Source organism: Flagellimonas alginilytica (assembly GCF_042134605.1).
Taxonomy (GTDB): domain Bacteria; phylum Bacteroidota; class Bacteroidia; order Flavobacteriales; family Flavobacteriaceae; genus Flagellimonas; species Flagellimonas alginolytica.
Genome location: NZ_CP169638.1, coordinates 491,204 through 503,883, shown reverse-complemented (window position 1 = coordinate 503,883; position 12,680 = coordinate 491,204). Strand labels below are relative to the sequence as shown.

General features: G+C 42.0%; 8 protein-coding genes. 6 read left to right on the top strand and 2 right to left on the bottom strand.

The window, feature by feature from the left end; genetic code table 11:
- Positions 1 to 13 precede the first annotated feature (13 nt).
- The 3 genes from ABTP35_RS02210 to ABTP35_RS02200 all read left to right on the top strand — a co-directional run bounded on the left by ABTP35_RS02210 (position 14) and on the right by ABTP35_RS02200 (position 5,557).
- The gene (locus ABTP35_RS02210; RefSeq protein WP_293294192.1) at positions 14 to 1,414 is read left to right on the top strand and encodes a SusE domain-containing protein; all 1,401 of its coding nucleotides are present in this window, start codon (positions 14 to 16) and stop codon (positions 1,412 to 1,414) included.
- A gap of 76 nt (positions 1,415 to 1,490) precedes the next feature.
- Positions 1,491 to 4,853 (top strand): alpha-amylase family glycosyl hydrolase, encoded by a 3,363-nt coding sequence (locus ABTP35_RS02205; RefSeq protein ID WP_293294194.1) that lies wholly within the window; start codon positions 1,491 to 1,493, stop codon positions 4,851 to 4,853.
- Positions 4,850 to 5,557 carry a hypothetical protein gene (locus ABTP35_RS02200; protein ID WP_375334411.1) on the top strand — a complete coding sequence of 236 codons (708 nt, stop codon included), beginning with the start codon at positions 4,850 to 4,852 and terminating at the stop codon, positions 5,555 to 5,557. Before ABTP35_RS02205 ends, ABTP35_RS02200 begins: the two co-directional genes overlap by 4 nt.
- Positions 5,558 to 5,748: 191 nt before the next feature.
- On the opposite strand, the gene purU is transcribed toward ABTP35_RS02200, so the two are convergent.
- Positions 5,749 to 6,597: a formyltetrahydrofolate deformylase gene (purU, locus tag ABTP35_RS02195; RefSeq protein WP_293294199.1), complete on the bottom strand. Its 849-nt coding sequence runs from the start codon at positions 6,595 to 6,597 to the stop codon at positions 5,749 to 5,751.
- A gap of 142 nt (positions 6,598 to 6,739) precedes the next feature.
- Here purU and ABTP35_RS02190 point away from each other — a divergent pair, with 142 nt between their 5' ends.
- A complete protein-coding gene (locus ABTP35_RS02190; protein WP_293294201.1) occupies positions 6,740 to 10,198 on the top strand; it encodes a methylmalonyl-CoA mutase family protein in 3,459 nt (1,152 codons plus the stop codon).
- A gap of 6 nt (positions 10,199 to 10,204) precedes the next feature.
- Here ABTP35_RS02190 and ABTP35_RS02185 read toward each other — a convergent pair whose 3' ends face one another.
- Entirely contained in the window at positions 10,205 to 10,606 is a 402-nt protein-coding gene (locus ABTP35_RS02185) for a hypothetical protein (protein ID WP_224835241.1), read from the bottom strand.
- A 122-nt stretch (positions 10,607 to 10,728) separates the two neighbouring features.
- Here ABTP35_RS02185 and ABTP35_RS02180 point away from each other — a divergent pair, with 122 nt between their 5' ends.
- Together ABTP35_RS02180 and ABTP35_RS02175 are read left to right on the top strand one after the other, a co-directional pair.
- Positions 10,729 to 11,181, top strand: coding sequence for an Lrp/AsnC family transcriptional regulator (locus ABTP35_RS02180; protein ID WP_293294203.1), 453 nt, complete (start codon positions 10,729 to 10,731; stop codon positions 11,179 to 11,181).
- Between the two features lie 127 nt (positions 11,182 to 11,308).
- Positions 11,309 to 12,664 carry an alpha/beta hydrolase gene (locus ABTP35_RS02175; protein WP_375334410.1) on the top strand — a complete coding sequence of 452 codons (1,356 nt, stop codon included), beginning with the start codon at positions 11,309 to 11,311 and terminating at the stop codon, positions 12,662 to 12,664.
- Positions 12,665 to 12,680 lie beyond the last annotated feature (16 nt).

Genomic DNA, 12,680 nt, shown 5'->3' with positions numbered 1-12,680 from the left:
AAAAACCATTCTCATGAAAAACATAAAATTATTTATAGCACAAATTTTGGGGGTTGTAACGGCCCTGGCCCTATTTACCGGGTGTGAAAACGATGATCACGTGCCAGAATTCACATTGCAGACAGCATCGGAAAATGTTGCATTCCAAAATGAATTTTTGGTCGAATATCTTCTTTCGGACGAGACACCGGATAACATAGCCGAACGATTTGTATGGAACCCAGTGGATTTTGGAGTGCCAACAGAAATCTCCTATAGGTTGGAAGGCTCTATCTCGGAGAATTTTGATGCAGACGGAGCGTACCAGTTCGATTCGGGAACACTGACGACCACCAATGCAAGTGTTACCGTAAACCAGTTGCTGTCCATGGCGGAAGGTCTTGGATTGGACGACGACCCATCTACCACTGACGAAGAAGGAGAACCAAACAATTCGGGAACTGTTTACTTTAAAGTAACCGCATTTGTAGGAAGTGGAGAAGGAACAGACGCAGTTTCAACGGAATCCGATGTGGAAGCATTGACCATAACAATGGTCGAAAAATCATCAGAAGGAGGTGCAGGAATTGAAATATCCAGTTGGGGAGTGGTAGGCTCCGGATATAACGATTGGGGAGCATTCGAAGATGCCCCTTTCTACACTACTTCAACCGACGGAGTGTATGTTGCCTACGTAAATCTGTTGGATGGGGAAATAAAATTCCGTGAGAACAACGATTGGGCCAATGATTTTGGCGACACCGATGCAGACGGAACTTTGGATGCAGGTGGCGATAATATTGCGGTAACTGCCGGTGATTACAAAATAACCATGAACCTTAACGATAACACCTATACCATGGAAGAGTTTTCCTGGGGTGTAGTTGGATCGGGCTACAACGATTGGGGTGGCGCTGGGCCAGATGCCAAATTCTTCTACGATTATACAACGGATACTTTTAAAGTGGGTGTAGAATTGATCGATGGCGAGATCAAGTTTAGAATGAACAATGAATGGACAACCGATTTTGGGGATACCGGAGTAGATGGAATTTTGGATGCAGGTGGCGATAACCTAGCTGTAACTGCAGGGTATTACATGATTACTTTGGATTTCAATGCAGGGACCTATACCATGGAAGAAGCTAGTTTATGGGGTATTGTTGGTAGTGGGTATAACGATTGGGGAGCAACCAATGATTATATGCTCACCGAAGTGAACCCCGGTATTTGGGTGGCCGAAAATGTGGAATTGATCGACGGGGAAATCAAATTTAGGATAAATGAAGCATGGGATACCGATTTCGGTGATACCGGTGCAGATGGAACCTTGGATGCAGGTGGTGATAATATTGCCGTAACGGCAGGTACTTATCTGGTTACCATGGACCTGTCCAACGAGGGCGCACCTGTTTATTCCTTGATTGCAAGATAGGTAACAGACCCTTTAAATAATTAAAGATAAAGGGGAATGGCATACTGCTGTTTCCCTTTTTTTCTAAATAGCCACTATGAAAAAACTTATACTTTTAGGGTTTTTGCTATCCATCACAACGTTCTGGGCCCAAGTTACCATTGAGCCTTTTCCTTTTGCGGTGGATGAGCAAATAACCATAACCGTAGATCTTAACAGCAATGCGACCGACTGCAATGGACTTGCCGATCCGAACAAAGTATATCTTCATTCCGGTATAGGGACGAACATCGACCCATGGGCAACAGTTGTTGGAAATTGGGGGCAAGATGACGGTGTTGGAGAAATGTCCGATAACGGTAATGGAACATGGAGCATCACATTTGTTCCAGAAGATTACTATGGATTAACCCCTGAGCAAGCTGACAATGCAACCCGAATGGGAATGGTTTTCCGGAATGCATTGGGCAGTCAAGAGCTTAAGGCCAATGGCTGCAACGATTTCTTTTTTGATGTTGGCAGCTTTCAAATGGAACTGACCAATCCTACCACAAGTCTAACCGTGTTAAATCCGGGTGAGAATTTGGTAATTTCCGCCACAAGTTCCGTAGAGGCAGAATTCACATTGACCATCAACGGAAACATAACCGATTCCTTTAATGGCGTGGAATACAATTTTGATCATACCAATATCACCGAAAATTCACAGTATGTTTTAGAAGCCGAAAGCGAAGGCGAAACGCGTACGGAAAATTTTATGGTCGTGGTTAATATTGAAGAACAAGCAGTGCCCAACGGTATGCAGGACGGCATCAACTTTGATCCCAATGACGATACTTCGGCAACACTCGTTTTATATGCTCCGGGGAAAGAGGTGGTGCATGTGGTCGGAGATTTCAATAATTGGACACCCAATGATGCATATTTACTGAAAAAGGATAGTTATCAAGATCGATTCTGGATCGAGTTGACCGGATTGACTCCTCAATTTGATCATATGTATCAATACTTGGTAGATGGGGAGATTACAATTGCAGACCCTTACTCCACCCTTATTTTGGATGAGAACAACGATTCCTATATCGATAATATTACCTATCCGGATTTACCAGCCTACCCTTCCGGTCAAACAGAACACGCTGTAACTGTACTAAAAACAGGTCAGCCTACATTTAATTGGCAAAATGATGGAGTGGAACTACCCAGTAAAACGGATTTGGTGGTTTATGAGCTGCTGATAAGGGATTTTGATCAACTGCACAGCTTTGATGCCGTACGGAATAGGTTGGATTATCTTCAAGGACTGGGTGTAAACGCCATTGAGCTGATGCCTGTTTCCGAATTCGATGGCAACGAGAGTTGGGGGTACAATCCATCATTCCATATGGCGTTGGACAAATATTATGGAACGGCCAATGCTTTTAAACAATTGGTCGATGAATGCCATGGAAGGGGTATGGCGGTAATCGTGGATGTGGTTTTTAACCATGCATCCGGGCAAAACCCGTTTTACCGACTTTGGAACACCGATAACGGAGGCTATGGGGGTTCCGCCGCAGGGGACAATCCGTTCTTTAATGAGGAGGCAACACATGCTTACAGTGTTTTTAACGATTTTGACCACGGTCAACAAGCAACCAAGGACTACGTAAAACGTGTATCCCAATACTGGATATCGGAGTATAATTTGGACGGTTTTCGGTGGGACCTGACCAAGGGTTTTACCCAGAATTGCTCAGCATCCGACGAAGCTTGTACAGGAGCTTATCAAGCGGATAGGGTTGCCGTACTCAAGGAATATGCAGATTATCAATGGGAAATCAAAGAGGATTTTTTGGTCATTTTTGAACATTTGGGAACAAATGAAGAAGAGACCGAGTGGGCAGAATATCGCTTGGAAGAAGGTAAAGGTATTATGCTGTGGAGCAATCTAAATGTTTCCTACAGCGAAGCTTCGATGGGCTGGAACAATAATTCCGACTTCTCTTGGGTGTCCTATTTAAATCGCAACTGGAGCGCGCCATCCAATATTTCGTACATGGAAAGTCATGATGAAGAACGCATGATGTACCGCAACCTGAATTTTGGAAACGCATCCGGAGACTACAATATACAGCAAATATCCACGGGCTTGGACCGTTTGGAGCTGGCGGGAGCTTTTTTCTTTACTGTCCCCGGACCAAAAATGATTTGGCAATTCGGTGAGTTGGGATACGATTATTCCATCGATTATAACGGAAGAACTGGGAACAAGCCCATTTTGTGGGAGTATTTTAATGACCCGGATAGAAAGAATGTTTACGATACATGGTCCAAATTAAACTTGTTGGCAGTAGAGGAGCCCATATTTGAAACTATGGATTTTGCCTTGGATGCGGACAATGAATCCGGATTAAAAACGATTCATTTAACCAATGCCTCAGCCGGTGAGGGCGAGATCGGGTATGTGGTCATTGTAGGGAATTTTGATGTGCAGGAACAAGCAATAGATCCCAAATTTCAAGAAACTGGAGTTTGGTACGAGTTTTTGGAGAATAACCTAAAGCATGTTGTGGTAAATGTAAACGAACCAATGGTTCTGGCACCAGGGGAGTACCGTATTTTTGGAAATAACCCAAGTGGGCTTTTTCCGAACGACAACCCTCCCGATGCAGATTCCGATGGGGTATTGGATGCGAACGACCTTTGCCCGAATACAACATTGGGAGCTGTTGTGAATGTGGACGGCTGTGAGGTTTTTTCTCTCCCAGAGGACAATTTCACGGTTCTGACGCAAAGCGAAACCTGTCGTGGCAGTGATAATGGAAGCATATCCGTATCTGCTTTGCAAACACTTGCCTATACAGCTACATTGTCCGGGAACAGTGAGGCCACCGTCAATTTTGAAAACGAAGTCGTTTTTGAGAATTTATCCGCAGGTAACTATCAACTGTGCATTACTGTTGCAGGCCAATCTGATTACCAGCAATGCTACACCTTGACAGTCACAGAACCACAATCCTTGGAAGTATATTCAAGTTTGAACAAGAACGATAATATACTTTCCTTGGAATTAAAAGGCGCCGATTTTTACAACATACAAATCAATGATGAAGTCCATCTTACCACACAGGAATCATTTAAACTTAAATTGAGTCAATCGGTAAACAAATTAAAGGTCCTTACAAATAAAGATTGTCAGGGATTGTTTGAGGTTACCTTTATCCTAACAGATAAGGCCATGGCCTATCCCAACCCAATGGTAGATGCAAGCTCGGTATCTGTAGATTTGGGCTTTGATACGAATGAAAAATTGAATGTTCAGGTATTCGATCTCAATGGGAAATTACATCTATCCAGAACAATGGAAACCAATTTTGGTAAACTGGATATCGATCTCTCCGGATATGCCAATGGGATGTACCTTATTAAAGTGGCTGGCAAGGAAACTACACACGAATTTAAAATTATAAAACAATGAAAATAGTTTATAAATACTTTCTGTTTACTATGGTACTGTCACTGTTGTCGTGTGGAGGTAGTGGAGATGACCCAGCGCCCGATCCAGACCCGGATGTGCCGGCACCTAAGGCGGCCACATTGGTTTTTCCTAATAATAACGAAGAATGTACCGAAGGTGTTTTGGTTTCGGATACGGAAAGCCTGGTCACTTTTGAGTGGACTGCAGCTGAAAATACCGATACCTATATGTTAATACTAACCAATCTTGAGTCTGGTGAAGAACGTTCATCCATTACAACCAATAGTGAACTTGAGGTAACTCTGGAGAGGGGTACCGCATATTCATGGTATATAATTTCAAGGGCCAATGGCACCAATGAAACAGCTTTAAGTACTACATGGCGTTTTTACAATGCCGGTGTACCGGTTGTCAATCATGCTCCATTTCCGCCCTATGAACCTTTTCCGCAAATGGGACTTGCCGTTAACGCTGGGAACATTACCTTAAAATGGAATAGTGCCGATCTGGATGGAGATGTACTGACCTTTACACTGTATTTGGATACCATTAGTCCGCCGACCACGATTTTGGGAGAAACGGATTCCAATAGTTTTAATGCTACTTTAGATTCCAATACCATTTATTATTGGCAAGTGGTTGCCGCGGATGGGGCAGGAAACAATACCCGGTCAGAAATTTTTGAGTTCAGGACCAAACCGTAAACTGTCTGCTGAGTTATCGGGTTTTGATGATAGGGCAGTCTAACAGGTATATAAGTATGATCCTGATTTAAATTCAGAATATTAGTGGATTCGCCTCAAATGGTCGTGAGAATCCGAAAAACTGGTGATGATCATAGGTGCAGATTGATGAAAACAAGCTTATGGGACAGCTCGTATTTTAATCTCAGATGTTAGGAAAAGATAACAGTTTTATTATTGTACACCATAGTTTTTCGGGCAACATGGAGTTGAACTGCACGCGATAGTACAATGCGCTCCAAGTCTCTTCCCTTGGCAATAAAATCTTTAACCGAGTGGGTGTGGGAAACTGTGGTCACATCTTGTTCAATAATGGGTCCGGCATCCAGATCTTCTGTAACATAATGACTCGTGGCCCCAATAATTTTTACACCTCGGTTAAAAGCCGCATGGTACGGCTTTGCCCCCGCAAAAGCTGGTAAAAAGGAATGGTGAATGTTAATGATTCGTTGTGGAAAAACATTGATCACCTTTGGGGATACAATTTGCATATATCTTGCCAGCACAATAAAATCTACATCAAACTTTTTCAAAAGATCAAGTTGTTTGTCCTCGGCTTCTGCTTTGTTTTCCTTGGTCACGGGAATATGGAAATAAGGTATGTTGAATTGTTCCGCGACGTATTCCAAATCTTTATGGTTGCTCAGTATAAAAGGAATTTCGACCGATAGCTCGCCCGAATTATATCGGCTTAGTAGATCATATAAACAATGATTGTACTTGGAAACGAACACAGCCATTTTTGGTTGATGGCCATCAGTATAAGCATCCCATTCCATATTGAATCCATGAGCGACTTCCTTTTCAAAATCATGTTTAAAATGGTCTAAGGAGACCGTTTTTTCGAACTCGCTTTGTAAGCGCATAAAAAATACCCCAGCCTGTTTGTCCACATGCTGGTCCAAGTAAACAACATTGCCTTTTTGTTTATGGATAAAAGTGGTTACGGATCTAATAATCCCCGATTGGTCAGGGCAATTAATGAGAACGGTAAGTTTCATGCGGTATAATTAAGTGAGTAAAATTATGATATTCAGAATAGCAAGCCCAGACTTACAATATTTTTTGTATAATCTTAATCAAAATCAATTTTCAATTGCATTTTCCGTAAATTGCAGAGCAAATTTTCAGCTTTTATTACAGATGGAACAAATAGAACCTTATAAACCCAAACATAAAATCAGAATTGTAACGGCAGCTTCCTTGTTCGATGGCCATGATGCGGCCATTAATATAATGAGGCGAATTATCCAGGCTACAGGAGTGGAGGTAATTCATTTGGGACACGATAGGAGTGTGGCCGAGGTGGTAGATTGCGCCATTCAAGAGGATGCCAACGCCATTGCGATGACCTCTTACCAAGGAGGGCACAACGAATATTTTAGGTATATGTTCGATTTGTTGAAGGAAAGAGGTGCTGGACATATCAAAATTTTTGGCGGCGGTGGCGGTGTAATCTTGCCCGATGAAATAAAAGAACTGATGGAATACGGGATCGAACGTATCTATTCTCCGGATGACGGACGTGAACTCGGACTTCAGGGCATGATCAACGACCTGATTCAAAGATGTGATACAGCAGTCCCCGATATGCCTCTCTCCAAAGGAGAGTCCTTGGAAAACAAATTGGCAGAAAAGGATTCAAATACATTGGCTCGTTTAATTTCTTTGGCAGAAAATCGTCATGAAGAATTCGAAAAATTTGAAGCTATTATTGCCAAGGAAAAAGGAAACGTTCCAGTTTTGGGAATTACGGGTACAGGAGGAGCTGGTAAATCCAGCCTGGTGGATGAACTCGTGCGCCGATTTTTAATGGATTTCCCCGATAAACACATTGGGCTTATTTCCGTAGATCCATCTAAGCGAAAAACCGGGGGTGCGCTTTTGGGGGACAGGATCCGTATGAACGCTATCAACAACGAAAGGGTTTATATGAGGTCTTTGGCCACTCGGCAATCCAATTTGGCCTTGTCCAAATACGTAGCGGAAGCTGTTGATGTGCTCAAGGCGGCAAAATATGACCTAATTGTGTTGGAGACCTCTGGGATAGGTCAGTCGGACACCGAAATATTGGAACATAGCGATGTTTCCCTATATGTGATGACCCCGGAATTTGGAGCCGCCACACAATTGGAGAAAATAGATATGCTGGATTTTGCGGATATCGTGGCCATAAATAAGTTTGATAAAAGGGGAGCCCTCGATGCTATCCGCGATGTAAAAAAGCAATACGCCCGTAACCACGGACTGTGGCATGCCAATGAAGATGAACTTCCTATTTTTGGAACCATTGCTTCGCAGTTCAATGATCCTGGGATGAACAGCTTGTATAAAATGGTGATGGATACACTGCAAGAAAAAGCGGATTCCAACCTAAAATCTCAGATGGAGATCACACAAGAAATGGCCGAAAAAATCTATGTGATCCCACCGGCACGTACCCGATATTTATCTGAAATTGCCGAGAACAATAGGAGTTATGATGAAAAGGCCAAGTACGAAGCCAAGATAGCCCAAAAACTCTATGGAGTCTTTTTGACCATCACATCTACCTTGGAAATAGATCAAGAACGTGCCGAAGAATTGTTTTTGGATAAATCCGGGCTGAACGAAGATGAAATTCGGTCGAACATCAAAAATGAAGCTTCGGGCGAATTGGTCGAGCTGCTGATCAAAGAGTTTGATCGGATAAAAATGCACTTGAATCCCTTGCATTGGGATGCCATTATAAGATGGAGAGAAAAAGTAGAACGCTATAAATCCGAAGTTTACTCATTTAAAGTAAGGGATAAAGAAGTAAAAATAAAAACCCATACCGAGTCACTATCCCATAGTCAGATTCCAAAAGTAGCTCTGCCCAAATACAAGGCTTGGGGCGATATTTTACAATGGATTTTACAAGAAAACGTACCCGGTGAGTTTCCGTACACAGCTGGTTTGTACCCGTTTAAAAGAGAAGGGGAGGATCCAACAAGAATGTTTGCCGGTGAAGGTGGACCCGAACGGACCAATCGTCGCTTTCATTATGTGAGCATGGATATGCCCGCAAAACGGTTGTCCACGGCCTTTGATTCCGTTACCCTGTACGGTAATGACCCCGATCACAGACCCGATATTTATGGCAAAATAGGCAATGCCGGAGTTTCCATTTGTTGTTTGGACGATGCCAAAAAACTGTATTCCGGCTTTGACCTGAGTAGTCCAATGACCTCGGTGAGCATGACCATTAATGGTCCCGCCCCTATGCTTTTGGCATTTTTTATGAATGCCGCCATAGATCAAAACTGTGAGAAGTACATCAAGGAAAATAACTTGGAGCAAGAAGTGAAGAACAAACTGCAATCCATATTCAAGGCCAAGGGTGTAGAACAGCCCCAATATTATGGCGATTTGCCCGAGGGAAATAATGGATTGGGGTTAATGCTTTTGGGCGTGACCGGAGACCAGGTGCTCCCGAAAGCGGTATATGAAGCTATTAAACAAAAAACTTTGAACCAGGTTAGGGGTACGGTACAAGCAGATATCTTAAAAGAAGATCAAGCGCAGAACACCTGTATTTTTTCAACCGAATTTGCATTGCGCTTAATGGGCGATGTGCAGGAGTATTTTATTGAGCAGCAAGTCCGAAATTTTTATTCGGTTTCCATTTCGGGATACCATATTGCGGAGGCAGGTGCCAATCCTATCACGCAATTGGCATTTACTCTTTCCAATGGTTTTACTTATGTGGAATACTACCTGAGCCGTGGAATGGATATCAATAAATTTGGACCAAACCTTTCATTTTTCTTTTCCAACGGGGTGGACCCGGAATATGCCGTAATCGGAAGGGTGGCAAGACGTATTTGGTCCAAGGCATTAAAGGAAAAATATGGGGCCGATCCAAGGGCACAAATGCTTAAATATCATATCCAGACTTCGGGAAGGAGCTTGCACGCCCAAGAAATCGATTTCAACGATATCCGTACCACCCTCCAAGCTTTGTATGCCATTTACGATAATTGTAACTCACTGCATACCAACGCGTATGATGAGGCCATTACCACACCTACCGAAGAGTCTGTGCGCAGGGCCATGGCCATTCAATTGATCATTAATAAGGAATTGGGCCTCGCAAAAAATGAAAACCCAATTCAAGGCTCTTTTATAATTGAAGAATTAACCGACTTGGTGGAAGAGGCAGTTTTAATGGAATTTGACAGGATTACGGAGCGGGGCGGCGTTCTGGGAGCTATGGAAACCATGTACCAACGCTCAAAAATTCAGGAAGAGAGCTTGCATTACGAGACCTTGAAGCACTCCGGTGAATACCCTATAATCGGAGTAAATACCTTTTTGAGTTCCAAGGGTTCCCCTACCATTTTGCCCGCCGAGGTTATCCGAGCTACCGAAACAGAAAAGGAGAATCAAATTAAAACCTTGGAAAACCTCCATAAAAGAGAGGCGCAAAAAGCAAAAACACAGTTAAGCGAATTGCAGCAAGTAGCAACCCATAACGAGAACATTTTCGAAAAACTGATGGAAGCGTCCAAATACTGTTCGCTGGGTCAAATTACCGAAGCCCTTTTTCAAGTGGGCGGACAGTATCGCAGAAATATGTAGTAATGCTTAATCGTTCTTGGAAATCAAGGACTTTCTCCATTTTTTAAAGGAAATCCGAAAGATTCGGATTTCTTTTCGAAGGAGGTTCAGGTATTCTTTTTCTTTTACCCCATCTCTTTCCAAACCATTGCAGTAGGCGAGAATATTGCGGGTCATAATGTTGACGTAGGATAGGCTCTTCATTCTGACCGATGGACAGCTGCTCAATGCGGCTTGCTCGACCTCTTTGGTGATCAGATCCGCATCTGCCATAAGGGATTTGGAGATGTCGTCCCTAAAAGAATCGATTTTGCGAAATGATAAAATTTCTCTGTTCTGCGCAAAATACGAGGCCACAGCTTCGCTCATGTCGCGTAGCGCCAAAGATTTACGGTAGATACTAAGGGAGTTAAGAGAATTTCTCTCCATGATTTCACAGCAATTTTGAAACATAAAATTACACACGATTAGAATTTTTTTACTTTTGTTATAAAAGCAATTGGTCGATTTTACTTTCGATTGCAAAAAAATATAACTAATCTACTTTGCGTATGAAGATAGATGACTTGAATTGGCAAATACTAAATCATTTACAACAAAATGCAAGGGAATCATTTGCCAATATTGGAAGGAAAATTGGGCTGACACCGCCTGCTGTGGCCGAACGTGTAAAGAAAATGGAAGACCTCGGAATTATTGAAAATTATGGCGCCAATATTTCCTATGTAGAAACAGGTTATCAATTAAAGGCCATAATAATGCTCCGTGCATTTATGGGTAAATTAAAACCGTTTTTGGATAAGGTAAAAACTTATCAAGAAGTGGTGAATTGTTATCGGATCACGGGCAACGAGAATATAATTATGGAAGTAATTCTAAAAGATCAGTCCCATTTGGAGAAATTTATAGACGAACTCATCGTATATGGAGAGTGTAGGACCCATATTGTGCTATCCAGTGTGGTAAGCAACGCCCCTATCAAAAAAAGCAGGGGGAGTAAGTAACGAATTGTTAATTTGATGATTTCGAAACAGACTTTGGCTAGATTTTTGATAAAATTGAGTTATGAAAAAAACGTATTTGTTACCAATTCTGACTGTTTTTTGCACACTTTCTGTCTTTTCGCAACAAATGGTTTTAAAAAAGGGGGAAATAATTGAAAACCTTCCACTGAACGATACTACCGAAAACACGTATTCCTTATTTATTCCGAAAAAATTTTCCATGGATAAGAAGTGGCCTTTGCTTTTGGTCACCGATACCAAAGGCGAAGAAAAAAGTGCACTTTCCATGTTTGTTATGGCAGCGGAGAAAGAAGGTTATGTTTTGGCGGCACCAAAGTTATCGGACACTTTATCACTGACAAAAAATATGCTGGTCACAAGTGGCACTATAAAAAGAATAACGGAAATGTTGCCCATACATACAGACCGAATTTACGCTGCAGGTCAGGATTCCGGCGGGCAGTTGGCCAGCTTGGTGCCAATACTCATTAAAGCTGTGAATGGCGCTATCTCCATAAATGCATCCCTTGCCAACAGGGAACTGATTAATATGAAAGAACCGTTTCATTTTATCGCTATTGTAAACAAAGAAAATTACCGGTACCCCTATACGCTAACCGATGCTAAACTATTGGATCAATTTAAATTCCCAAATCAAGTGTTGTTGTACGATGGAGATGGGGAGTGGCCAGGTGTTGCATATCTGGAGAAAGCAATGCAACTCTTTACTTTGGATGCCATGGGCCGAAATAGAATTCCAAAGGATACCCTATATATGGAAAAAGCTTTTAAAAAAGATATCGCCCACTTAAATCAACTCGGTAAAATCGGGGATTTGCTCTGGAAAGAGCAATATATAACCGAAATGATGTCCATGTACCGCGCCATGAAAAATATGGACTCACTTAGATCTGTGCAGCGTGATTTAAGAAGAAGCAAGGAATACAAAGTAATGAAACGGGCGGAAAACGCCGCTTTTTTACAAGAGAACATGCTAAAGGAAGATTATCAATATTATATGGATGAAGACCTTTATACCCACAATTACAATAATTTGGGGTGGTGGAAATATCAAAAAACAGAGATCGAAAAGTTTATCGATGGGAGCAAACCGTTCGAAAAACAAATGGGGCATAGGTTAAAAGGTTTTGTAAATGCCCTTGCCGAAGATAATATAAGCATAGAAATGGCTGAGGAGGTCGTCGATGAAAATGCTTTGGCATTTTTGTACATGCTCAAAACAATTTTAGAACCTGGTAATTACGAATACTACCTAAAAACCATATCGTTGAGCGCAAAGAACGATGATTTTGGAACCTCCTTGTTCTATTTGGAAGAGCTTTTAAAAAAAGGGTTTAAGGATAAAGAAAAACTTTATAATATAGAGCATACCGCACTCTTCCGGATTATGCCCGAGTTCAACGAAATGGTCTCAAAGTATTTGGATGATGCCAGATACCACATTAAGATAGAAGAAAACTAAATGTCCGCATAATTCA

Excerpts from the sequence above, each read along its gene's own strand:
- ABTP35_RS02180 (WP_293294203.1), top strand. The coding sequence starts at position 10,729 with ATGAAGATAGATGACTTGAATTGGCAAATACTAAATCATTTACAACAA.
- purU (WP_293294199.1), bottom strand. The coding sequence starts at position 6,597 with ATGAAACTTACCGTTCTCATTAATTGCCCTGACCAATCGGGGATTATT.
- ABTP35_RS02190 (WP_293294201.1), top strand. The coding sequence starts at position 6,740 with ATGGAACAAATAGAACCTTATAAACCCAAACATAAAATCAGAATTGTA.
- ABTP35_RS02175 (WP_375334410.1), top strand. The coding sequence starts at position 11,309 with ATGGTTTTAAAAAAGGGGGAAATAATTGAAAACCTTCCACTGAACGAT.
- ABTP35_RS02200 (WP_375334411.1), top strand. The coding sequence starts at position 4,850 with ATGAAAATAGTTTATAAATACTTTCTGTTTACTATGGTACTGTCACTG.
- ABTP35_RS02205 (WP_293294194.1), top strand. The coding sequence starts at position 1,491 with ATGAAAAAACTTATACTTTTAGGGTTTTTGCTATCCATCACAACGTTC.
- ABTP35_RS02185 (WP_224835241.1), bottom strand. The coding sequence starts at position 10,606 with ATGGAGAGAAATTCTCTTAACTCCCTTAGTATCTACCGTAAATCTTTG.
- ABTP35_RS02210 (WP_293294192.1), top strand. The coding sequence starts at position 14 with ATGAAAAACATAAAATTATTTATAGCACAAATTTTGGGGGTTGTAACG.